General features: G+C 45.4%; 17 protein-coding genes, 1 pseudogene and 1 riboswitch. Of the genes and pseudogenes, 9 read left to right on the top strand and 9 right to left on the bottom strand.

The annotated features are described in order from the left end of the window. The first annotated feature begins 101 nt into the window (after nt 1–101). Nucleotides 102–178, top strand: a riboswitch (Fluoride riboswitch). Nucleotides 179–216: 38 nt separating this feature from the next. Continuing rightward, nucleotides 217–591 carry a fluoride efflux transporter CrcB gene (gene crcB, locus VL525_RS00620; protein ID WP_325382216.1) on the top strand — a complete coding sequence of 125 codons (375 nt, stop codon included), beginning with the start codon at nt 217–219 and terminating at the stop codon, nt 589–591. On the opposite strand, the gene VL525_RS00615 is transcribed toward crcB, so the two are convergent. The 7 genes from VL525_RS00615 to katG all read right to left on the bottom strand — a co-directional run bounded on the left by VL525_RS00615 (nt 584) and on the right by katG (nt 8,434). Continuing rightward, on the bottom strand, nt 584–1,225 hold the full coding sequence (locus tag VL525_RS00615) for an HAD family hydrolase (protein WP_325382214.1): 642 nt from the start codon (nt 1,223–1,225) through the stop codon (nt 584–586). The two genes, crcB and VL525_RS00615, sit on opposite strands and share 8 nt — an antisense overlap. A gap of 13 nt (nt 1,226–1,238) precedes the next feature. Then, the gene (locus tag VL525_RS00610) at nt 1,239–2,000 is read right to left on the bottom strand and encodes an NYN domain-containing protein (protein ID WP_325382212.1); all 762 of its coding nucleotides are present in this window, start codon (nt 1,998–2,000) and stop codon (nt 1,239–1,241) included. 318 nt (nt 2,001–2,318) lie between these two features. Next, nucleotides 2,319–2,609 carry a hypothetical protein gene (locus VL525_RS00605; protein ID WP_325382210.1) on the bottom strand — a complete coding sequence of 97 codons (291 nt, stop codon included), beginning with the start codon at nt 2,607–2,609 and terminating at the stop codon, nt 2,319–2,321. Between the two features lie 378 nt (nt 2,610–2,987). Beyond that, a complete protein-coding gene (locus tag VL525_RS00600; protein WP_325382208.1) occupies nt 2,988–4,505 on the bottom strand; it encodes a Gfo/Idh/MocA family oxidoreductase in 1,518 nt (505 codons plus the stop codon). A gap of 8 nt (nt 4,506–4,513) precedes the next feature. Beyond that, nucleotides 4,514–5,218, bottom strand: a complete 705-nt coding sequence (locus VL525_RS00595) for a DUF1080 domain-containing protein (protein ID WP_325382206.1) — start codon at nt 5,216–5,218, stop codon at nt 4,514–4,516. A gap of 250 nt (nt 5,219–5,468) precedes the next feature. Further along, nucleotides 5,469–5,816: a DHCW motif cupin fold protein gene (locus VL525_RS00590; RefSeq protein ID WP_325382204.1), complete on the bottom strand. Its 348-nt coding sequence runs from the start codon at nt 5,814–5,816 to the stop codon at nt 5,469–5,471. Nucleotides 5,817–6,151: 335 nt separating this feature from the next. Further along, the gene (katG, locus tag VL525_RS00585) at nt 6,152–8,434 is read right to left on the bottom strand and encodes a catalase/peroxidase HPI (protein WP_325382202.1); all 2,283 of its coding nucleotides are present in this window, start codon (nt 8,432–8,434) and stop codon (nt 6,152–6,154) included. Between the two features lie 586 nt (nt 8,435–9,020). Here katG and VL525_RS00580 point away from each other — a divergent pair. The 3 genes from VL525_RS00580 (at nt 9,021) to VL525_RS00570 (ending at nt 10,393) form a co-directional block, all read left to right on the top strand. Beyond that, nucleotides 9,021–9,176, top strand: coding sequence for a lmo0937 family membrane protein (locus VL525_RS00580; RefSeq protein WP_325382200.1), 156 nt, complete (start codon nt 9,021–9,023; stop codon nt 9,174–9,176). A gap of 153 nt (nt 9,177–9,329) precedes the next feature. Beyond that, on the top strand, nt 9,330–9,794 hold the full coding sequence (locus tag VL525_RS00575; RefSeq protein WP_325382198.1) for a PA2169 family four-helix-bundle protein: 465 nt from the start codon (nt 9,330–9,332) through the stop codon (nt 9,792–9,794). Nucleotides 9,795–9,913: 119 nt separating this feature from the next. Further along, complete coding sequence (locus VL525_RS00570) at nt 9,914–10,393, top strand: hypothetical protein (RefSeq protein ID WP_325382197.1); 480 nt, start codon at nt 9,914–9,916, stop codon at nt 10,391–10,393. Here VL525_RS00570 and VL525_RS00565 read toward each other — a convergent pair. Further along, entirely contained in the window at nt 10,390–11,373 is a 984-nt protein-coding gene (locus VL525_RS00565; RefSeq protein WP_325382195.1) for a GlxA family transcriptional regulator, read from the bottom strand. The two genes, VL525_RS00570 and VL525_RS00565, sit on opposite strands and share 4 nt — an antisense overlap. A gap of 171 nt (nt 11,374–11,544) precedes the next feature. Beyond that, entirely contained in the window at nt 11,545–12,306 is a 762-nt protein-coding gene (locus VL525_RS00560) for an NUDIX hydrolase (protein WP_325382193.1), read from the bottom strand. Between the two features lie 212 nt (nt 12,307–12,518). On the opposite strand from VL525_RS00560, the gene bglX reads away from it, so the two are divergent. From bglX to VL525_RS00535, 5 genes and pseudogenes are all read left to right on the top strand, one after another. Further along, complete coding sequence (gene bglX / locus VL525_RS00555) at nt 12,519–14,828, top strand: beta-glucosidase BglX (protein WP_414684718.1); 2,310 nt, start codon at nt 12,519–12,521, stop codon at nt 14,826–14,828. Between the two features lie 791 nt (nt 14,829–15,619). Then, a complete protein-coding gene (locus tag VL525_RS00550) occupies nt 15,620–18,850 on the top strand; it encodes a TonB-dependent receptor (RefSeq protein WP_325382191.1) in 3,231 nt (1,076 codons plus the stop codon). Between the two features lie 40 nt (nt 18,851–18,890). After that, entirely contained in the window at nt 18,891–20,765 is a 1,875-nt protein-coding gene (locus tag VL525_RS00545) for a RagB/SusD family nutrient uptake outer membrane protein (protein WP_325382189.1), read from the top strand. Between the two features lie 89 nt (nt 20,766–20,854). Then, nucleotides 20,855–24,433 carry a VCBS repeat-containing protein gene (locus VL525_RS00540; protein ID WP_325382187.1) on the top strand — a complete coding sequence of 1,193 codons (3,579 nt, stop codon included), beginning with the start codon at nt 20,855–20,857 and terminating at the stop codon, nt 24,431–24,433. Between the two features lie 7 nt (nt 24,434–24,440). Continuing rightward, nucleotides 24,441–24,908: pseudogene (locus VL525_RS00535) on the top strand (phosphoesterase); the annotation flags it as partial.

Below are 24,908 nucleotides of genomic sequence, written 5' to 3'. Positions count from 1 at the left end.
TGTAAGAAGCAAATTATACAAAATTTCGTCTAAAACTAAAAGAATAGGTGATTGGGTGAGAACGGCATATTTGTAAAACATATACCTATTATGTATAATTGCACTATCAAGGTGATGGTGTTCCACCTATTTGAACCGTTCGGCCCTTAAAGGCAGTTCTGATGACGCCTGCGAAATAAAGAGTTTTGTGTTTTATTTTACAGCGTTTTATCATTCATGAAAAATATACTCCTGATCTTCATTGGCGGCGGCGCCGGCAGCCTGATGCGCTATTTTTTAAGCCGTTTCATTAATAGCCTGTCAACCTCGCACTTTCCTTTTGGCACATTCGTAGTTAACGTTGCCGGTTGTTTTCTTATCGGCTTTGTTATATTTTATACCGAGCGGTATGGTGAGCGGGCCGATACCTGGCGATTGCTACTGGCTACCGGCCTTTGTGGCGGATTTACAACTTTTTCAACTTTTTCGCTTGAAAGCAGCGAGTTGATCAGCGAGCAGCATATCCTGGTTTTCCTGCTATATGCAGGAGGAAGCATATTGCTCGGGTTATTAGCTACCTATTTAGGATTGCTGGCAGGCCGGGCTATCTGATCAGGCTTGACAGCTCAAAGAAATTATTGATGGCATATTCCGGCCTATCAGCTTTGCCAAAACCATATTCCGCCCAAACAAATGGCACGCCTGCCGCAATTGCCGCTTGCTGGTCCCAAAGGGTATCACCAATATAGACAGGCGATTTTAATCCATTCCGCTCAACGATCATTTTAACATTCTCGCTTTTGGGCATACCCGTATTGCCCGACGATTCAAAGTCGGTGAACGTACCATCTAATTGGCAGAATTCGATAAAATCTTCGATATAGCCGGCCATGCAATTGCTTACGATAAACAGCCTGTACGATTTTTTTAACTCATCCAGCGTTTCCCTTACTCCCGGGAACAAGGCGCCGCCTCTTGAGCGCATAAGTGCGGGCTCGTGCTGTTTGAAAGCGGTGAATACGTCGCCCTGTTTCTCTTTGGGGATAAAGGTCAAATGCTCTTCAAAAAGCTGGTCGATCTTGATGCCTGAGTAGGAGCGTATATTATCGGCGGTAAGTACACGGCTGCTAACGCCTGCTTCGGTTAAAGCAAGGTTCCATGCCACCGTACAAGCCTCAGAAGCGTCCCATAAAGTCCCGTCGAGGTCGAAAATAAGGCCGTCGGTTTGTATTGCATGGATATTCATTCTGTATGAAGTGCTATTTTTTCCTGATGTAAATATGCTTTACATTCTTTTTGCCGGTATCGCGCTCGTCTATCTCAAACCGGTTAATGCTGCGTATCATGGGCGACATCTTTGCGAAACCATAATTGCGGGGGTCGAAATCTGGTTTCTTTTTGATGATCAAACTGCCGAGGTCGCCCAGGTAGGTCCAGCCATTTTCATCGGCCAGGTCGGTAATGCTGTCCGATATCAGTTTGATGATCCCGGGATCTATTTTATTTAAGGGGCCTGCTGCCGACTCCGGCGCAGCTTTTGAAGGCTCACGGTTATCAGGTTCGGGCTGGCTTTCCCGTTCTTTTTTCAGAATTTCGATATAGATGAACTTGTCGCATGCCGTAATAAAAGGGGCCAGTGTTTTCTTTTCGCCTATCCCTATTACTTTCATGCCAGCCTCCCTCAGCCGGGTGGCAAGGCGTGTAAAGTCGCTGTCGCTTGATACAATACAGAACCCATCCACTTTACCGGTGTACAGGATGTCCATCGCATCGATGATCAAAGCGCTGTCCGATGAGTTTTTGCCTTTGGAATAACTGTATTGCTGAATGGGTGTGATGGCATTCTCGAGCAGCACCTTTTTCCAGCCCGAAACTGTGGGTTTCGTCCAGTCGGCGTATATTCTTTTAAATGTGGGAGTGCCGTATTTGGCTATTTCCTCAAACATCTCTTTTACGTAAACGTAAGGCACATTATCGGCGTCTATCAGTACGGCCAGCTTAAGGTCGTTATAGGATTCCATAGAATGAATTTATCTGAAGCTAAGGTAGGATAAATATTGGTGATGAGTGGATGGCAATGTCGTATAGGTAACATACTCCGACTACGCTGCGCCGGTCGACCCTCTCTACCGCGAGTGGTAAAGAGGGTTAGTTTGTTTTTCCTTGATTTCAAAGACCCCCTCTTTCTAAGGGAGAGAGGGGGCAGGGGGTGAGTCGACCCAGCGGTTTGCATTAGTACCAACGCCGCATAGTTGACTCACCCGGTCATTGCTTCGCTCGACCACCCTCTCTACGACAAGCCGTAAAGAGTGTTTATTAACTTGCTTTAGATCAGGTATTTACTGCACATAGTACACGCCGCGCTTGATATCAACAATCTTATTCCCTGCAAATTTGAACATGTAGCTATTTATTTTTCCCATGTAAGTTGCCATATATTCTATTAGGTCAAAACTGGTCTTTTTTTGAGGATTATATGGTATCATTTCGACGTACACTATGTTGTTCCATGGCCTGGAAAACGAAATGATATAGGAGCATTTTACTTTTTTAGTCGTCAAATAGTTAAAATGTTGTCTTTCATATTTTTCATTTGCTTGCGCGTCCATGTCTTCTAATGCTTTAGTCAAGCTGTCTGAATTTATGGTTTTTAATTCCTGGAGATTCAATCCAATAACCGAAACAAAGTTTGTTTTAATAAGATACGGGTATACGCACCCACAAACAGTCTTTTTCAATTTAGAACTGTGAGAAACTAAACCTATGTCACTATCGAGGTATTTTATTATTTGACGATATCGAAATTGTTGATCCTGGTTTTGGGAAAACAGCTTAGTAGAAATACAAATAGTCGCAATAGTTATTAACGTGACATATAATTTGTACTTATTCATTGTTGGTTTTTAATTTATCCTCCAACCAGCCGCGTGTAGCCAGCCCAGTTAGAGCGTGGCGTACTCATGAATTGCCATCGTTTAAACCCAAATTCGTAAATCGTAACTCCGAAATTACAACTTCACCTCACCCCATCCCTTTCGGTATTCGCGTTTAATGAATTGGTTGGCAGGTTCGTAATTAGTCACCTTCATATTGGCGCCATCCCATTGCAGTGCCTTGTAGCGGCCATTAAACTGGTAACGCTCCTGGTCTCCGTAAACAGGGTCTTTGTATTTGATCTTTTCCTGTATATCGAAGGTGCGCAACAACAGGTTGCCCATAAGCACAGTTTCAGTCAACGGCCCGGCATAGCCCACAAACGGCGAATCCACCTCCATTTTGCCATAGCCGGCAATGGCCGCATCAACCCATTGCCACCAGTGGCCGTCCATGTCGCCTTCAACACGCGGGTATTTCTTCGGCACATTAACATCTTTATTCAGGGATAGCGGTAGTAACCTCGGATGGCTGCCGCCCCAGCCGCATGATGCTTTTCCTTTAGTACCGATAAACAGTGTACACCCTTCAAAATCATTTTCGCTTGGTATATCGCCCAATGCTTCGTTCTGGTTTACATCGGGATCAAGTTCCTCTAAACGTTCCGGCGTAATACCACCGTCCATCCAGTACAAGTCAAGGTCGCTGCCGTTTTTTTGCTTGAATTTAAATTTGATGGAACTGGATACCGGCCCGCTCTCGGGGTAAATGCCTTCTTTAAAAATCCCTTGATAAACCGTGCTCGCACTTCCCGAAACTTCGGTAGGATAGCCCAGCCCAAGCAGTTTAAACGGCGGGCCCATGATATGGCAACCCATATCGCCCAGGGCGCCGGTGCCGAATTGCCACCAGCCGCGCCAGTTAAAAGGCACCAGGTTGTCAATATAGTTGGTTTGCTGCGCGGTACCGAGCCAAAGGTCCCAATTCAATTCTTTCGGTATAGCCGGACCTGTTTTTGGCCATGATATGCCTTGCGGCCATACGGGCCTGTCCGTCCAGCAATAAACCTTTTCGATATCGCCTATCAGCCCGGCCTCAAACCATTCGCGCAGGGTACGCATACCATCGCAGGATGCTCCCTGGTCGCCCATTTGGGTTACAACTTTGTATTTTTCTGATGCCTGGGTTAGCACGCGGGCCTCATAAATATCGTGCGTAAGGGGTTTTTGCAGGTAAAGGTGTTTTTTTAGCTGCATGGCGCTAAGGCCCACAATAGCATGGTTATGGTCGGGGATCGCCACCGTAACGGCATCAAAATTTTTGTGTTCCTTCTCAAACATTTCGCGCCAGTCGTGGTAGAATTTTGCCTTTGGAAATTCTTTGATACGCGGCGCGGCGCCACGGTCGTCCACATCGCACAGGAAAGCTATTTCTGCATTCTTTTTCGGCGCGGTAGCATAGTGGTGAATATCATTTTCAGCCTCCCCGCTGCAGCCTACGGCGGCAATGTACAGCTTATCGCTTGGCGGTACATAGCCTTTTCCGCCTAAAACATAACGCGGAACTATATAGAACCCTGCTGTTGCCACAGCCGCTTTTTTGATGAACTCGCCCCGACTGATCCCTTTTTTGTTTTCTTTATTTTTTTCCATGGCCATCCTTATTTTTTAGCAAGCGGTTTAACAGCTACCTCCTTAAAGAATACCACATCATCGTCCCCGTGATTTTGCAAGCCGATATAACCGGCTAAAGGGCGCGGACCGTGGTAGGGCTCAAAATCGAATTTGCGTTCGGGTACAGGCTGGCCTTCGGTATAATCGGTTACCTTTTTGCCGTTTACCGTGACGATGGTCCGCAGTCCGTCAAGGGTTATTTCCATTACGTTCCATTCAGGGCCGGGTTTGCCGGGTTTTGCCAAGGGGGTAGTAAGCGAATATAGCGTTCCTGTAACGTGGTGGTCGTCCTCGTTGGATGTTTCGGGATGATTGTCTATCTGTACCTCGTAACCATAATAAACCGGCATCCAGGGTTCGCGCGGCTCGATAGGAATGCGGATAAATACGCCGGAATTACTGTTTGATTTCTGCATCCGGTAAACAATACGAATCTTGCAGTTGCTGAATTTTTCCTTTGTCCAGTAAAGCAGGCCCATGCCGCCATGACTACCCGTCACACCGTCTTTAACGTACCTGCTGCCCGGGCCAACCATCTTCCAGCCATTAAGGTCCTTTCCGTCAAAAAGCTGGCGCCAGCCTTTTTCGTCAAGTTTGGGTGGTTTCGGGATGGAATCCTGCGCCTGTGCGTAAAAAGCCAGGCAAATGAAAGTAATAAGGCAGGAGAGTTTAAGAAGACTGTTTTTTTTCATGATGAATTTAAATATGATGCTTGTGTGTGGGGGCACAAAGCAATAGCGGTTAATAATTGTGAAAGCAAGGTAGGGATAATTTAAAAAAGCAGGGACGGCTAATTGTAAATATTTTGATAATGTATCGGCCCTTGCTGCCAACTTTAACAGAGGGTATGTTTAGGGTTAACACATTTTTTGTGAGTTCATATTTAAGTATTTGATAGCCAAGGTGTTTAAAAATAAAATAGATCAAATTGTGTTAACCATGTTAACCCTCATTCTTCAGGAAATCCCCGTCTATGATCAGCAATTTAACGCCGTTTTTTGAGATAGAACGGTGCGAACTCAAATTGTCCGATACGATATAGGTCATGCCGGCTACTAATGAAAAGATCTCGCCGGTTTGCAATTCGCTTTCAAATTCGCCATCAAGGCAATGCACAATATGACCCTTTTGGCACCAATGGTCGGCCAGGTAACCGGCTGTGTATTCTACTACGCGGATGCGCAGACCGGGGTATTGCAGGGTTTGCCAAAATGAGGTGCCTGTTTCGCCGGTATGCTCCGTTTTGGCGACAGCGCTCCAGTCGACGGTTTGGAAAGGAATATTACTCATAGTATTGTATTTTGGACGAAAGATAACGGTTTGGCAGTATTAAGTGCAATAGCTTGCAAAGGACGGGATGGGCATAAAAAAAAGAAACCGGATCGACTCCGGCTTCTTTTCCCCTAATTAATTTAAAACTATTAAATTACTGTATATATAACCCGGTAAAGGGACAATTGTTTAGAATATTTGATAAAATAGCCATATGTTGTGCTATTTTATTTTTAACAGGTGCAAAACCCAGGTTGACCTGCTTAAGGATCTAATGCCCTCTGTTGGTCACGGAAATAAAAAATGCAGCAGGGTATCCTGCTGCATTTTTTTTCTTTTTTTTTGGCTATCGGTTACTTACCTTTCAGGTCAAACCTGTCCAGGTTCATCACCTTGGTCCAGGCAGCCACAAAGTCGTTCACAAATTTTTCTCCGGCGTCTGCGCTTCCGTACACTTCTGCAAGGGCCCTTAGTTCCGAATTGGAACCAAATACCAGGTCGGCACGGGTCCCGGTCCATTTTACCGCGCCTGTTTTACGATCGCTCCCGACATAAACTTCCCTGTCGGCAGATGCCGCTTTCCATTCCGTACCCATATCCAGCAGGTTCACAAAGAAATCGTTGGTAAGCTGACCAGAGCGCGATGTGAAAACTCCATGTTTAGAACCATCAAAATTGGTGTCCAATACACGCATCCCGCCTATCAGTACAGTTAATTCCGGCGCGGTAAGCGTAAGTAATTGAGCCTTATCTATCAATAACTCCTCTGTCGACGCTTTGACTTTCGACCGGCGGTAGTTGCGGAAACCATCGGCAAGCGGTTCCAGGTAACCAAACGATTCAACGTCAGTTTGCTCCTGCGAAGCATCGGCCCGTCCGGCTGCGAATGGTACAGTTATGTCGTGCCCCGCATCTTTTGCGGCTTTTTCAACAGCAGCACAGCCCGCCAGCACAATCAAATCGGCAAGTGAAACCTTCTTGCCGCCTGTTTGCGCGTTGTTAAATTCCTTTTGAATACCTTCCAGCGCGGTCAATACTTTTTGCAGTTGAACAGGGTTGTTAACCTGCCAGTATTTTTGAGGCTCCAGGCGGATACGGCCGCCGTTGGCGCCACCCCGCTTGTCGGAACCACGAAACGTAGATGCCGATGCCCATGCTGTCGAAACAAGTTCGGATATGCTTGATCCAGACGCCAATATCTTTGCTTTTAACGCTGCAACGTCACCATCGTCTATAAGTGCGTGATCGACAGTGGGGATAGGGTCCTGCCAAAGCAGTTCTTCCTGGGGTACATCCGGGCCAAGGTAACGTGCCTTAGGCCCCATATCGCGGTGGGTTAATTTGAACCACGCCCGTGCAAAGGCGTCAGCAAATGCATCGGGATTTTCGAGGAAGTGTCTTGATATTTTTTCATACTCCGGGTCGAACCTTAGCGAAAGGTCGGTGGTGAGCATGGTTGGTAAACGCTTTTTTGAGCCGTCAAATGCGTCAGGGATTATAGCTTCAGCATTTTTGGCAACCCATTGATGAGCGCCTGCCGGGCTTTTGCTTAATTCCCATTCGTAGGCAAAAAGGTTTTCAAAAAAATTGTTGCTCCATTGGGTAGGTGTCTTCGTCCAGGTAACTTCCAGCCCGCTGGTAATAGCATCGGAACCTTTGCCCGACCCATAAGCGTTTTTCCAGCCGAAGCCCTGCATTTCGATACCGGCAGCTTCAGGCTCTTCTGCCACGTTACTGCTCGGGGCGGCACCGTGGGTTTTGCCAAAGCTGTGCCCGCCTGCTATCAAAGCAACGGTTTCTTCATCATTCATAGCCATGCGGCCGAAAGTATCGCGTATATCTTTAGCGGCCAGCAGCGGGTCGGGATTGCCGTCGGGTCCTTCGGGGTTAACATAGATCAAACCCATCTGTACGGCAGCAAGCGGTTTTTCGAGGTTGCGGCTATGTACATCGCCGTCGGCATCATCGTCAGAAACCAGTACGCCGCCATCTTCGGCCACGCCCGGCGAACCATGTGCATAACGCAGGTCGCCGCCCAGCCAGGTGTTTTCGGCGCCCCAGTAAACCGACTCATCGGCTTCCCACACATCGGCACGGCCACCGCCAAAGCCAAAGGTTTTAAAACCCATGGACTCCAGCGCCACGTTACCTGTCAATATCATCAGATCGGCCCACGAAATTTTGTTGCCATATTTTTGTTTAATAGGCCACAGCAGCCTGCGGGCCTTGTCAAGGCTTACATTATCGGGCCAGCTGTTTAGCGGGGCAAAGCGCTGCATACCAGCCCCTGCTCCGCCGCGACCGTCTCCTACGCGGTAAGTACCGGCGCTATGCCACGCCATGCGAATAAATAATCCGCCATAGTGCCCAAAATCTGCCGGCCACCAGTCCTGCGAGTCGGTCATCAATGCATTAAGATCCGCCTTCACTGCTTCAAGGTCGAGGCTGTTAAATGCTTCGGCGTAATCAAAATCCTGCCCCATCGGGTCGGATAGCGACGAGTTTTGCCGGAGGATACTTAATTTTAATTGTTTTGGCCACCAGTCGCGGTTGCGCGTACCGCCGCCGCCAACATTGTTTTTCATCGTCCCATTATGAAAAGGGCATTTGCTGATGTCATTCGATTCTTTGTCCATAGCTATTAGTTTCTGTTCCAGGTTTGTAGCAACGTTAAGTTACACATTGCTTAGTGGCATAAAATTATCACCTTAATAATTATAATCACAATCAATTAATTCTATGCTTAATAGGTAATATCTATAATGATTTAAGAGAAGACCGTCTAACCGGCAAACCCTGTATGCTACATCGTAATGAATGGTTAATAAGGAGGCAAGTCGTACTTAGCTGTGAAAGCAGGAGCAACAAAAAAAGAAGCCGGTTCGCATGCCGGCTTCTTTTCCCCTAATTAATTTAAACTATAATAAATTACACTTTAGGTAACCAAAAACGATGCCAAAATGCTGCGTAGACTTAAAATTAAACAAAAAACCCCGCCTGTTTTACCTGGCGGGGCGGGCCGTTTAAATTAGTAGTAGGATTAATCCTGTATAATTGAAACAACACTCCCTTAGCAACAGCACAGGTAACAAAAAGTTTTGCGTTATTAATAATTATACTATTCTGTATATTATATGGCACACAACCGGGTATAGTCGCCTGTAAGATATTTCTGGCACGGTTTTATCCTCATTTCATTTAAACAAACTAATATTTATCGTTATGAGATCATTATTGTATATAGTCGCTGTCATCCTTGTTATAGGGTGGCTTGTGGGCGTATTTGCCTACTCGGCAACAGGATTAATTCATGCTTTGCTGGTGATAGCAATCATCGCTTTTATATTGGCGCTCATCCGGCCGTCAACAACGGTTTAAATTAAAAGATCCATAAAGAAGGCGGCCAAACAAGTCGCCTTCTTTTGTTAAACGAGCGATTGGACGGGATTATGTCTATTTCCTTAGAACGAAAAAAAATTAAACAATGCGATAAAAACAGGGTTGTTAAAGAAACTAAATAGAGGGAAAAACATGGAAACTACGAAAGAAACACTGGATTTGCTGAACGACCTGGTACTGATCAACAACGATCGTATAGAAGGCTTTGAACGCGCGATAAAAGAATTGAAAGAAAGCGGCGAGGGGTTGAACCTGGAGCCGGTTTTCCTGCGGTTTATTGACGACAGCCGCCGTTACAAAATGGAGATAGGCACCGAGATACAAGCGCTGGGAAAAGATATTGAGCAGGGCACAAGCACAGGTGGTAAGCTGCACCGCGCCTGGATAGCCGTAAAGGAAACTTTTACCGGCCACGACCTGCATAGCCTGCTGGAAGAATGTGAGCGGGGCGAGGATGCGATTAAGGAGGCCTACGAAGATGCGCTAACGGGCGATGCATTGCCCGCATACGTCATCGACCTGCTTGATGCACAGTTGCAAGGCATATTGGAAGCCCACGACGAAATTAAAGCCATGCGCGATAGTGTGCCCCATTAAGTTGAGGAGTGTGAAGTTGACGGGCCCGCGTAAGCGGGCCTTTTTTGTTTAAATAATATTTGTATTAGGTTGAAACTTAGCTACTAATTACAGCGTAGAACGTGCATCTGATCTCTCACATGAAAATTATCGCACTCCTGTTATCATTTATCGGCGTAGCCATGCTGGTATTATCGTTTACTAAAGTTGTTGCTAAAACAGCGGTTAAAAAAAACATTAACGTTTTGATATCCGTTAAAACGGATGACCTGGTTAAAAAGTCGCCAGTAGATGCCACCGCCGCGGGCAAATGGCAAATAGTCAACCGGCAGGTATATAAACCGGCTGTGCAGCCGGGAATAAAGCATAATTATTGGTGCGAAACAGATGACCGCCCCGGTGAGGATAAACCCGGCCGATTATTGACCGCACGCAGTTCAAATGGTTATAAAGCAGCATCAGTAACCTATCGTGTTACTTCAATACCTGCACCTTACAACGCGGGCAGAGACATAAAACAATATGGTATCGGCACGCCAAACTGGCTAGCGGGCGCACCCATTGCCGCCGAAAACGAGTTAGCATTTGTTACAACTATAGATACTATTGTTTACGCTTAATTAAGCAGCGCCTCGCGGTTGTACTTGTTGCGGTATTCGATAGGGGACAGCCCGGTTATCTTCTTGAATATGGTGCGGAACGCTTTATGATCTGAATAGCCCACTGCGTACATAACCTCGTTCACATTTTCACGCCCCGACTCAAGGCTTTTTTTGGCGGCCTCTATCTTTACGCGTTGCAGGTATTCGACCGGGGTATTTGAGGTGGCTTTTTTAAAGCGCCGCTCAAAATTGCGCCGGCTTATAGCAAACATTTCTGATAGCTGGTCGATGGTGATTTTGGTGCCCACATTACGTTCGATGTATATCTGCGCTTTTTTGATGGGTTCGTCGCTATGCTCTTTTTGCCCGCTGAAAATAACAAAGGGCGACTGGCTTTCACGGTCGATCTCGATCTCCATAACTTTGGAACAATGAACGGCCACATCGCGCCCGCAGTACTTCTCAACAAGGTAAACAACCAGGTTAAGAAAGGAATAGGCCCCGCCGCTTGAATATATCCCCAGTTCGTCGATGATGAGTTTTTCGGGCATCAGGGTGATATTAGGGAACATCTGGCGGAAAGCATCGGCAGCCAGCCAATGCGTGGTGCATGTTTTACCTTTCAGCAAGTTGGTCGATGCCAGAAGAAATGCCCCGGTGCAAAGACTGGCTACTTCGGCGCCATGTTTATATTGTTCTACTATCCAGGGAATGAAGTCCTGGTTACGCTCCATGGCGGCACACGGGTCGCCCGAAAAAGCCGGTATCATCAGCAGATCAGTTTTTTTGATATCGCCGATAAGCGCATCCGGTCGTATAGCAAACAGGCCACCGTATAATTCGGTCTCTTTGCTAAGTCCCACAAGGTGAATGTCGAACGGCGGATTTTTACCCTTTGATAACATATGTCCATTCACAAAATTGAAAATTTTATAAGTGCCGATAACACTGCTTAAAATGATGGGGCCTTGAGGAATTACTATTGATACGTGTTTCATTGATTAGCGTGAGATTTACTGAATGTTAATTTCAAAGGTAAACTAACCTATTGGCGCAATCAACCCCTAAGGTTGTCGTATTTGCCACCTCTGGTTGCAATCAAAGTTGATTTACGAACTGAGAATTACGATTTTCTGAAAGGGGATTTAATTGCGGATATTAAAATAAGCTTACCAGCCGCCTTTCAAGCCCTCTTTAAGGGCATTTTGGTAGTTAGCCAGGTCGAACGAGTAGAGGTAGGGTGCTTTATGCGCTCCGCCCTTTCGTGGTTTCTCCGATCGGGTGAGTATACCAAATCCAAGCATGCGCCTCTGAAAATTACGCCTGTCAAGTTTCTTGTCAAGAATAGTCTCATAAAGCTTCTGCAGTTCGGGCATGGTGAATTCCTTCGGCATCAGGTTGTAGCCTATGGGCTGATAGTTAAGCTGGAGGCGTAGCGTGTCGAGTGCAGTTTTCAATATAACGCCATGGTCAAGTTCCAGTTGAGGGGTATCGGCCAGGTCGCGCCAGGTACAGGCTTCGGAATGACTATCCGGGGTCGGATTTACATGGACAAAATCAACCAGCGCATAGTAACCGATAGTGAGAAACCTATTGGCAAACCAATTTTCCGACGGCGGTAGCATGTGGTTGTACATTTCGCGGTGGGGTCTTGAACGGTCGGGGTCGCCGAAGACATGAAATTGTTGCAAAAATATTTCGTCGAGACCTGTACGATCCTTTAAAATGCGGTTGGCAGCTTCGTCGATAGGCTCGTTTTTTAGTACAAACCCGCCCGGCAAATACCACGACTGCTCATTTTTCATTTTTAGTACCAGCACTTTTAGCTGCCCTTCATGAAATCCGAATACCACGCAATCGATAGAAATATGTGCCAGGTAACTGTCCCTGGCGTTATTGCAAAAGTCTATAAGTTCCTGTTTATTAAACATTTTAAGCTATAGTACAAAAATACTTTGATTATCCCAATAATAATAAATAGTATTGTGTTCAAAATACACCAAGAGGCCGGCGGCTTCGGTGTTGAACCAATTTTTAAACTTATAATTTTATAAATATATCAGGAACAGGATTTATTATTTCGCTCAGAAATATTTTTTCCGTTAATGTCCTGCGTTTTTGAAATCCAATTCGATAGCCAAAGATGAAAAATAATTTAATATACCGATCGGCACAAAAAGTTGTATTGTCAGTTGTGATGTTCTCGTCCGTCAATTTATCTTCTGCACAAGTCAAAACTGCCGACACAAAGATGAATGTTTTTGTAAGCGGTTTGATGAGTAAAATGACGCTGGACGAAAAAATTGGTCAGCTAAACCTGGTAACAGGCGGTCAAAGCGTAACCGGATCGACAGTCAACAAGGATATCGAGGCTAAGATCGGCAAGGGCGATATCGGCGGGATATTTGGTGTTTGGGGGACAAACTATATAAAAAGGGCGCAGGAAATAGCTGTTAAAAACAGCCGCCTGCACATACCGTTAATATTCGGATTGGATGTGATACATGGTCACCGAACTATTTTTCCTATCCCCCTGGGTATGTCGGCAACCTGGGACATGGGGTTAATACAACAATCGGCACGTATAGCAGCTACGGAAGCAACCGGCGAAGGTATCAACTGGGTTTTTTCGCCCATGGTGGATATAGCCCGCGACCCTCGCTGGGGGCGCATATCGGAAGGGTCGGGGGAAGACCCATGGTTGGGCTCTCAGATAGCTAAAGCAATGATAAAAGGTTATCAGGGCAATGATATGACCAAAAGCGATGCGGTGATGGCCTGCGTAAAACACTTTGCCCTGTATGGGGGCGCCGAAGCAGGACGCGAGTATAACACCGTTGATATGAGCCTGATCAAAATGTACCAGGATTACCTGCCGCCTTACAAAGCTGCTTTGGATGCTGGTGCAGGTAGCTTTATGAGTTCGTTCAATACCATTAATGGTGTACCGGCTACGGCTAATAAGTGGCTGCTAACCGATCTGCTGCGTAAGCAATGGGGATTTAAAGGTTTTGTTGTTTCTGACTATACTGCTGTTAATGAACTAAGCGCGCATGGTTTGGGCGATCTGCAAACGGTATCTGCACTTGCATTAAAAGCAGGGCTGGATATGGACATGGTGGGGGAGGGTTTTCTTACCACCTTGAAAAAATCATTAAAAGAGGGTAAAGTTACCCAGGCGGACATTGACCAGGCATGCCGCAGGGTATTGGAAGCGAAATATAAACTGGGGTTATTTGCCAATCCTTACAAGTCGATCAGTGCGGATGTTGAAGCAAAAGCAGAAATGACCGATGCAAACCGCAAGGCGGCAAGAGAAACAGCAAAGCATTCGTTTGTGCTATTGAAGAATAAAGGAAATATATTGCCCCTGAAAAGATCGGGTACTATTGCGCTGATCGGACCATTGGCCGATAACCATTCGGAAATGCTGGGTACCTGGGTAGTTGCCGGCGACCCGAGAAAGTCAGTTAGCGTGATAGACGGTATAAAGAATGTGGTGGGTGGCGATGTAAATATATTATATGCACGAGGATCGAATTTTACAGATGATTCGCTTTTGAATGAACGTTCGTGGTTTTTTGGCATGAAGCAGATAAAGGATAAGCGTCCGGCGCAGGAGATGATAGACGAAGCAGTTGAAACTGCAAAGAAGGCAGATGTGGTTGTTGCAGTGGTAGGGGAGTCGGCAAATATGTCGGGCGAGTCATCAAGCCGTTCCGACATCACTATACCCGAAACGCAGCGCGACTTGTTAAAAGCCCTCGCAAAAACCGGCAAGCCGGTGGTTATCGTGTTATTTAACGGCCGCCCGCTTGCTTTAACCTGGGAAGATAAAACATTCGATGCTATTCTGGATGTTTGGGCGCCGGGTACCGAAGCCGGTAATGCCATTGCGGATGTGCTTTTTGGCAATTATAACCCTGCCGGCAAAATAACAGCAACATTCCCGCGAAGTGTTGGGCAAGTACCTATATATTATAACCACAAAAATACAGGCAGGCCATTTGACGGAAAGGGCCCTGCCAAATTTAAGTCTGATTACCTGGATATTTCGAACGATCCGCTTTACCCCTTCGGTTACGGGTTAAGTTATACTTCGTTCAGTTACGGAGATGTGAAACTCAGCAATACCAATTTGAAAGGAAATAAAAAACTAACGGCAACTGTTTCTGTAACTAATACCGGCAAGGTTGCCGGCGAGGAAGTCGTGCAGCTTTATGTCAGCGATCCGGTGGCAAGTATCAGCCGGTCGGTGAAAGAACTTAAAGGCTTCAAAAAAATAAATCTGCAGCCCGGTGAGCAGAAAGAGGTATCGTTTACTATCACTCCTGACGACCTGAAATTTTACAATACTCAACTTAAATATGACTGGGAACCGGGTAAGTTCGTTATCGAAATCGGAACGAATTCTGCTGAAACCCATTCGGCATCAGTGCAGTGGACAAAGTAATCGGAGCTGATATTATTTTATCAGAAAAATAGCAGGCCAGCGCCTGCTATTTTTTTTATCTTTTATTTTAATTGATTTCACGACGACTTTGAGGGGTGATTTTGACTTATTGGACGATAATCCGGCTGTGACATTCCTGGCAGTGGTATGATGATATTTTAACATTTTCTGGGCTTTTTATGAATCGGGATTTACAGTTTAGATACATGGCCGCTAAGCAAATATTTATCTCTGAATAATGAATTATGATATGAATGACCGATTTTTAGTGCTAAACCTGACCATCCCTCTCATTTTTGTATTGCATTTTTGTTAATAGCCGGTCAAGTTTGTTGCTTATTTCATCGCTATTATTAGATTGTGTTGATATTTTGCCGAAAATTCAAGGTTAAAAATATTTAATTGATAAATCTTAAAATAATTCTTGTGTAAACAATACACTCTATTTAAATTAGAGGAATGCCAATTTTAGCTTTTCCGGGTAGCGGACCGGCTAATAGAACCTGATATAATTATAACATAATAGAAATTTAATATTCCCGACACATTGAGGTGTCGGGCGTGTTAGAGCAAAAAGGACAGCGATTGTTTTTTAATATCTGTTATCAAAAAATATAGATGATAAAACCTTTACATTTTTTTCTTTTAGGCCATCTTTCACGTACCCCATACTTTCACTTTATGGGGCATCGCGTAAATCTTTTTGATTCGAGCCAATAGCTTGTGGTCAATTCTCTCTGGAATTCAATTATCAACTAAATCAATAAATTAATCAACTAAATCTCAATCTCATGTTTAAAAGTTTACTTCAAAAAGGAAGGACGATGTGCTTGCTGGTACTATGCACCCTTTCCTCGTTGGTAGTTACAGCCCAAACAAAGATTACAGGTAAAGTCATCGGCAGCGATGATAAACAACCAGTAATAGGCGCTACCATCAAAATCAAAGGTACTAACACAGGTGTTGTGACGGACGTTAATGGTAACTTCACACTCAGTGGTAAAGTAGGCTATGTATTGATCGTATCATACATTGGCTATCAACCCAAGTCGGTTACAGTAAACTCTGCCGACCTTGGTACCATCACTCTGGAAGTAACCAACAGCACCCTTAACGAAGTTGTTGTTACAGGTTACTCTTCGCAGCGTAAAAAGGATATCGCGGGCGCGGTTGCCGTTATCGATCTGACAGACGCCAAGAAGATACCTACAGGCGGTAGTACGGATGCCATACTGCAAGGGCAGGCTGCCGGTGTTCAGGTAGTAACAAGCGGACAGCCTGGTGGTGGTAGCTCTGTTTTGATCCGTGGTATATCAAACCTTGGGAACTCTCAGCCGCTGTACGTTATTGATGGTGTTCAAACAAGCACTATGTCGGATTTGAACCCGAATGACATCGAAAGCATCCAGATACTGAAGGACGCTTCTGCTGCTATTTATGGTGTGTCCGGTGGTAACGGCGTAGTTATCATAACTACCAAGCATGGTAAAGCAGGAGCATCGACACTAACTTACGATGCTTATTATGGTACTCAGGTGCCAAAAGGCGGTAATGTATTCAATATCGCTTCGCCTGCGGGCCAGTCAAAGATCGCTTACCTTGCAGGTGACGCTACTGCTCAGCAGAAAATTTATCCGGGTGGTCCCGGCACTGTGCCTGAATATGGTTACCAGGGTCCGGGCGGTGTAGCTGGCGTGGCCGGCGGCACTGGTGCTCCGGCAGTTGGCGACTTGCTTTCGAAATATAACTTTAACGCAAGTGATCACAGCCAGGACTTCCTGATCCAGAAATTTAACCAGGCAGGTACAGATTGGTTCCATGAATTGTTTAAGGCAGCTCCTGAGCAATACCACACGGTAACTGCCAGCGGTGCAAATGACAAAAATGCTTACTATTTTTCGTTAGGATTTCTTGATCAGCAGGGTACACAGCAGTTCAGTTATTTCAAGCGTTATGAAGCGCGTATCAATACGAACTTCAATATCGCGCATAATATACGTGTAGGCGAGACTGGATATTTATTCTATTCTGAGACCCCAAGCGGTAAAGGCGCACTGTCAAACCAAAATGAAGGAGCCCCGATCTCAATGGTTTATCGCGAGTTCCCGCAAATACCGGTTTATGATATCAGCGGTGTAAATTATGGCGGTGGTTATGATGGACCTGGTGGCGAGCCGCTTGGTAACGCGTCTAACCCTGTTGCACAGGCCGCACAGCTGTTAAACCAACATCACAAAACCTGGAACATACAAGGTAACGTATTCGCTGAAGTAGACTTCCTGAAGCACTTTACTGCACACATGAGTATGGGTGGTAATATTGCTAATGACTACTATTACGGCTTCGGCACACCTCAATACCAGGATTACGAGTCGCACGGCGGCAGTAACTCTGTTTACGAAGGCGCCAGCTATTACAGCAATTACAACTGGACCAATACAGTAAAATATTCTCAAATATTTGGCAAGCACACCGTAAATGCTTTGGTTGGTTTCGAACAGAAACTTCAGCAAGGCAGGTACGTAGGCGGTAACGGAACGCACCTGTTCTCTGTCGACCCGTCTTATGCCAGTTTAAGTGCTGCTACTGCTGATAAGACCTACTTTAGCGGTATAAGCCAGCCGGAAGTTATTCAATCGTTTTTTGCTACACTCGATTATAACTACAACAGTAAATATTATGTTAGCGCTGTAGTACGTCGTGATGGATCTTCGAAATTTTATCCTGGCCATCAGTGGGGTACATTCCCGGCAGTTTCGCTGGCGTGGAGAATATCTCAGGAAGACTTCCTGAAATCAGTGACCTGGATCGATGACATGAAGATCCGCGCCAGCTATGGTGTTGCCGGTAGCGACTTTAACTCACGTGGTGCCAACGGTTTCAATGCTTATGGTTCTGATCCGGGCAATGGTTACTATGCTATCAATGGCGCGGGCGTAACTACGCAAGGTTTTTATGCATCGTTCGACGGTAACGAAAAAACAAGCTGGGAAAAGGATAAAACCTTAAACTTTGGTTTGGATGCATCATTGTTCCATCATTTGGAAGTAACACTTGATATTTACAAGAAAACCATCAGCGGTTTATTGTTCCCTGCATCATTGCCTGGCACTTTGGGTGCACCGAGTTCAAATCCACCCTCTGTTAACAATGGTAACGTTGAGAACAAAGGTATTGACCTGGCCGTTACTTATCATGGCAATGTTGGTAACGATTTTAGGTTTAACGTTGGCGCTAATATTACCGCTTACAAAAATAAGGTTGTTAGTATGCCAAGGGCATTCCAGGACGAAGCAGGCACACGTGTGCTGCCAATTGTGCGCCAGCAACCAGGCCACCCAATTGGCGCCTTCTATGGCTTTAAAACTAATGGATTCTACAGCGCTGCTGACATAACCAATGCCAATGTGCCTAAATATGCAGGTGCTGCAGAAGGTTCATTCAAATATGTTGACGTAAATGGCGATGGCCAGATCACTGATGCTGACCGTACTTTTATTGGTAACCCTAATGCCGATTTTACTTACGGTATTAATCTGGGTGCTACATACAAACAATGGGATTTCTCGGCTGTGTTATACGGTTCGTATGGTAACGACGTGTTTAACTACACTTTGTACTGGACCGATTTCTACGGGTCGTTTAACGGCGCAAAATCTAACGACCTGTTGACTAAGTCTTACGGTGCCCCGGGTGTAACTAACCCAATATTGCCTATTGCAACTTATACCAATACGATGGGTTCAACCCAAACCAGCTCGTTTTACGTATCTTCAGGATCGTTCCTGAAAGTAAGGGTAGCTCAATTGGGTTATACATTTGATCCAAAGCTGATCAAAGCAGTAGGCGTTAACAAATTGCGCCTATACGTGCAGGCAACCAACCCTTTCACTTTTACCAAATATAAAGGCTTGGATCCTGAACTTCCTGCTGCTGGCGGTGCAAACGATTTTGGTATTGATTATGGTAACTACCCTAGTAACCAAAGGCAATATATAGTAGGTGTTAGTTTAACATTCTAAAAAAAAGATATAATTATATAGGATTTTAAAATTTTAAATTATGAAAAATTCAATGTTTAAATTTATTATCCCGGCTGCATTGGTCTTTCTTACGGTGTCTTATTCCTGTAAGAAATTACTGAACCAGCCGGTGGTAAACCAGCTAAGCCCTTCGGTTCTGGCGACCAAAGCCGGTGTAGACGGTTTACTGATTGGCGCCTATGCTACCTTGGAGATGAACTCCAACATTACTGTAGGTGGTACATGGGGTGCTTCGCCAAGTAACTGGCATTTTGGGGGTATTGCTTCGGACGACGCTAACAAGGGTTCAAATGCAACTGACCAGCCTGATGCTGCTCAGATCATGAACCACAGCGTTGACGGTTCAAACCACTATGTTTTGGAAAAATGGACGGTTTGTTTGGCAGGTGTACAACGCGCCAATGACGTCATCCGTGAACTTCCGTTAGTTCAAGACGGTTCAGTTAGCGCTGAGTACGCTAAAGAGGCAACCGCCGAGGCCAGGTTTATCCGTGGTGTAATGAATCTTGAATTATCAAAGATATTCAGGAATGTTCCTTACGTTGATGAATCGGTGACCTACTCCGCCGGTAACTACAATGTTGGCAACCCAGGCCCTATATGGGATAAAGTTGAGGCAGATTTTGCCGCTGCGGCTGCTGATTTGCCTGAAACTCAAGCACAGGCTGGCCGTGCCAATAAATACGCTGCCGAAGCATTTTTAGGTGAGGCATATATGTTTGATCACAATTATGCCGCAGCGAAAACTGCGTTGACAGATGTGATACAAAATGGTAAAACAAATGCCGGCGTAAAATATGCTTTAAACGCCAACTTCAATGATAACTTCAATGCCAACATGAAAAATGGTCCGGAAGCAGTTTTCGCTATCCAGATGGCGGTAAATGATGGTTCAAGCGGTGCAAACGGTAACCCCGGCGACGTACTTAACTGGCCGGCAGCGGGTCCTACCGGATGTTGCGGTTTCTATCAGCCATCGTTCACTATGGTTGACGCATTTAAAGTAGATGCCGTTACCGGGCTTCCATTGATAAATGCCGATGGCAGCATGGGTAACTTTGACACGACCCCGTTAAAGTCAGACCAGGCTGTGTTGTCAGAAGATGCTACTTACATGCCCGATCAGACAACTCCGGTCGATCCGCGTTTGGACTGGACCGCAGGCAGGAGAGGTATCCCTTTCCTTGATTATGGTATTATGCCGGGTGCAAGCTGGGCTCGTGCCCAGGGCGATGCTGGTCCATATATTAACATGAAAAATGTCTACAAGCAAAGCCAGGCTGCTACAGCGAGCCAGTCTTATGGTGGGTGGGCCCCAGGCCAGGCGTCGGCTATGAACTTTAATATGATCCGTTTTTCAGAAGTGCTGTTATGGGCTGCTGAATGCGAGGTTGAAGCAGGCACCCAGTTACAAGCGCAAGTATATGTAAATATGGTGCGCTCACGCATGGCTGATCATCCTGAGAACTGGGTGAAAGGCCGTTTGACCGGTTATACCGGCGGCGATGCTGGCAAACCAATTGTAGACAACTCTCAGAATGCAGCAAACTACAAAATTGGTTTATATACAACTCAAATAGCAACGGGTTCTAAAGAATTTGCCCGTCAGGCCGTATGGTTTGAAAGAAGGCTGGAACTTGCAATGGAAGGGAAACGTTTCTTTGACTTGCAACGTTATGACGGCTTGTATGGTGGCCCAGAGCCTGCTGGCTATATGGCCGGTGTATTGAACGCGTATATTACAAAGAATACGTCATACCCAACTGCGTTCTTTGCAAATACAGTTTTGAAAAACGCCACATTTACCGCCGGAAGGAATGAGATTTATCCTATTCCAACAGGTGAAATTAGTGCAGAGCAAGGTGCTCTAAAACAAAATCCAAACTATCCATAATTAAATCCGGATATTAAAAAAAGGGGAAGAGATTTTATCTCCTCCCCTTTTTTTTTGTAGTTTTAACTGACCAATATTTACATTCTTTAATGAGATATCGTTTTTACTTTTCTTACTTGCTTGCAACCGTTTTTCTCTTTTCCTGCAAGAAAAATACCTTATTTGAGAACATTTCTTCATCACGTTCAGGTATAACTTTTAATAACCTTATTATTGAGAATGATACCATAAATCCCTTAGATAAACTAAATATTTATAATGGCGGAGGAGTAGGTGTGGGCGATTTTAATGGCGATGGGTTACAGGATATTTATTTTGCCGGAAACGCTGTCCCGAACAAGCTGTATATCAATGAAGGCGATATGAAATTCAAAGATGTTACTGCTGAGGCTGGTGTTGGCGGTAAAGGGGGCTGGGGGAGAGGTGTTTCGGTAGTTGATATCAACAATGATGGCTGGCCCGATATATATGTATGTAATACTTTATTAAGCGATTCTGCGAAACGGCTCAATCTGCTCTACATAAATCAGGGGCCCGATAAAAATGGTGTGCCGCATTTTAAGGAAATGGCAAAGGAGTACGGGTTAAATATCAACCTATATTCGACGATGGCGTCATTTTTTGATTATGATAATGATGGCGACCTTGACATGTACCTTGCGGTTAACGACGCCGAATCAACAGATAACGTAAGTTTGTTTAAACCTATTATTAAAGATGGTACCGGACACAGCACGGGCCACCTTTACCGCAATGATTGGGACGCTGTTTTGAAGCACCCGGTATTTCATGATGTTTCCAAACAGGCAGGGATACTTATCGAAGGTTTTGGCCACGCTGCGAGTACGGTGGATATCAATCGCGATGGCTGGAAGGATATCTACGTAACGAATGACTTTCTGCCGGACAATATATTATACATCAACAACCACGACGGTACATTTACCGATAAATCGAAAGACTATTTTAAGCATACCTCGCTCAGTTCGATGGGCCAGGATATTGAAGATATTAATAACGATGGTCTTGCGGATGTGGTAGAATTAGACATGAACCCCGGTGACAATTACCGGAAGAAGATGTTTATGAGCGCGAATAATTACCAGGCTTTTCAGAACATGGACCGGTATGGATATCAATACCAGTATTCGCGTAACGTACTCCAGGTAAACCAGGGGCCGCGCCTGGGGCAAAATGATTCGATCGGCGATCCCGCTTTTAGCGATATTTCTTTCATGGCCGGTGTTTCCCAAACCGACTGGAGTTGGGGGCCTTTACTGACTGATTTTGACAATGACGGCTATCGCGACCTTATTATAACAAATGGTTATCCGCGCGATGTTACGGACCATGATTTTATGAATTTCAGGGCGCAGTCTTATTTTATAGCCAGTAAGAAACAAGTTCTGGACCAGATACCTGTAGTTAAAATATCAAATTTTGCTTTCAAAAATACCGGTCATCTTCAATTCGACGATGTAACAAAAAGCTGGGGATTGGGAACGCCCTCATTTTCAAATGGCGCAGTTTATGCCGACCTGGATAATGACGGCGATTTAGACGTGATCATCAATAATACTAATGATGAGGCCATGATCTATAAGAATACCTCACGCGAGAAAGATCCGAACACCAGTCATTATCTTCATGTCAAGTTCACCGGTGGCCCCAATAACAGGGATGGCATAGGTGCCTGGGCCGACATTTATTACGACCACGGCAAGCACCAGGTGTATGAAAATACTCCGTTCAGGGGATATCTTTCAACTATTCAAAATATAGCTCATTTTGGCTTGGGTAAAATTGCGACTATTGACTCGGTAGTAATACGCTGGCAGAACTTAAAAAAACAGGTTTTGAGAAACGTGAAAGCGGACCAGGCGTTGCATGTAAACATAAAAGATGCGAACGAGCCGTATAGCTTTGCCCAGCCCGCTATAGATAAAAAGACCTTATTCACCGAAGTGACCCGGATGCTTGGGGTTAATTATAAACACGAGGACGAGGATGTTATCGATTTTAATATCCAGAAGCTATTGCCGCATAAATTATCGGAATATTCACCGGGCCTGGCTGTGGGGGATGTGGATGGCAATGGTTTGGATGATATTATTGTTGGCGGAACCTCCAAACATCCGTCACAGTTATTTTTGCAGCGTGCCGATGGTACATTCACCCAGCGAAATTTATTGGCGCCAAATCAAATAAAGCCAGGCGATGCTTTTAAAGACGAGGGATTGGTACTGTTTGATGCAAATGGCGATGGTAAGCCCGATCTGTATGTTGCCAGCGGAGGATACGAAAATCAGCCGGGCTCCCGCTTTTACCAAGACAGGTTGTACATAAACGACGGGAAAGGTAATTTTATTGAAGCTACTGATGCGTTACCAAAAAACTTTACCAGCAAGTTGTGCGTGCGCGCTGTTGATTATAATAAAGACGGCAAGCTTGACCTGTTTGTATCTGGCAGGGTTGACCCGTGGAACTATCCAAAACCTGTGTCCAGCTTTATTCTTCGCAATGATAGTAAGGACGGGCACGCTAAGTTTACCGATGTTACACCATCCGTTGCTAAGAGCCTGGTCAATGTTGGACTTGTTTGCGATGCCGAGTTTACGGATTTTGATAACGACGGCTGGCCCGATTTGATCCTGGCGGGAGAATGGATGCCGGTAACCTTTCTGAAAAATGACCATGGGGTATTTAAAAATGTAACGGCAACTACCGGTATCGAAAATAAGTTAGGCTGGTGGAACACTATTGCCGCAGGCGATTTTGACCAGGATGGCGATATCGATTATATAGTTGGCAACACCGGCCTTAACACATTTTTTACCGCGACCGACCAATATCCCGCTTACATTACAGCCAAGGATTTTGACAATAACGGAAGTTATGACGCGTTTCCATCGGTGTTTTTAAAAGATGAGAACGGTGAAATGAAGGAGTTTCCCGTGCATACCCGTGACGATATCATCAAACAGGTGCTGATGATGCGCACAAAGTACCAGAATTATAAATCGTTTGCTACAGCTACGATGGATGATGTACTGCCGCCCGACATGCGAAAAGGAGCATTGCGCTTGAAAGCGAATACGCAGGAATCGGTTTACCTCCGTAACGACGGAAATGGAAAGTTCACCATGATACCATTGCCGCTGGAGGCGCAAACTTCGGAATTATGCGGGATGGTTGTTGACGATTTTGACGGAGACGGTAAGCTTGACGTGGTGATGAATGGTAATGATTACGGTACTGAACTTACTACAGGCCGTTACGACGCTTTGAATGGCTTGATGCTGAAAGGAGATGGCAAAGGCGGATTCAAGCCTCTTACCATTATGCAAAGCGGAATCTATATCCCCGCAAACGGAAAAGCTTTGGTAAAGGTAATGGGGGCAAAAGGCGATTACCTGCTTGCGGCAAGTCAAAACAGGGGGCCGATGAAAATATTTGAGTTAAAAAGGGCCGTTCGCATCGTAAAACTACAGCCTATGGATATGTTCGCCGTTATCAGATACAAGAACGGCAAAACAGCAAGGCAGGAGTTTTATTACGGCGATTCTTTCTTGTCCCAGTCGGGCAGGTATCTCAGTATTGATAGCTCGATGGCATCGGTAACCGTAACAGACAACGATGGTCATTCAAGAAATATTCCTCTTAATTAATTAAGAAATGAAACGTTTAAACCTGATTTTAGCTGCTGCTTTCGTATTGCTCCTTGCTTCCTGCACCCATAAAGCCCCATTACCGGCAGACGCCGATGTGCTGCACGCCAACGAAGACGCCCTGACACAAGTGATCATATATGACGTGTTCAGTCCGCCGGTAGCCAGCCGCATTTACGGCTATACCAACCTGGCCAGCTACGAAGCCATGCGTTATGCCGACCCGAAACTGGCCTCGATAACCGCCCAACTGCGCGACTTTGACAAAATGCCGGAACCGCAGAAAGGCAAAAGCTACAACTATGTGCTGGCAGCCACCAAAGCCTTTTTTACGGTGGCCCACAAAGTCACCTTTTCGCTCGATACGCTGAAAAGATACGAGGATAAAGTCTACGGACAATATAAAGACGCCCTGCCGGATTCTACCTACAATAACTCGGTAGAGCTGGGCGAACAGATCGGCAACACGGTGCTG

The sequence above is a fragment of the Mucilaginibacter sp. genome (genome assembly GCF_035492695.1).
Lineage (GTDB): Bacteria > Bacteroidota > Bacteroidia > Sphingobacteriales > Sphingobacteriaceae > Mucilaginibacter.
Note: the sequence above shows the minus strand (reverse complement) of the source record. Positions and strands in the feature narration are given on the sequence as shown.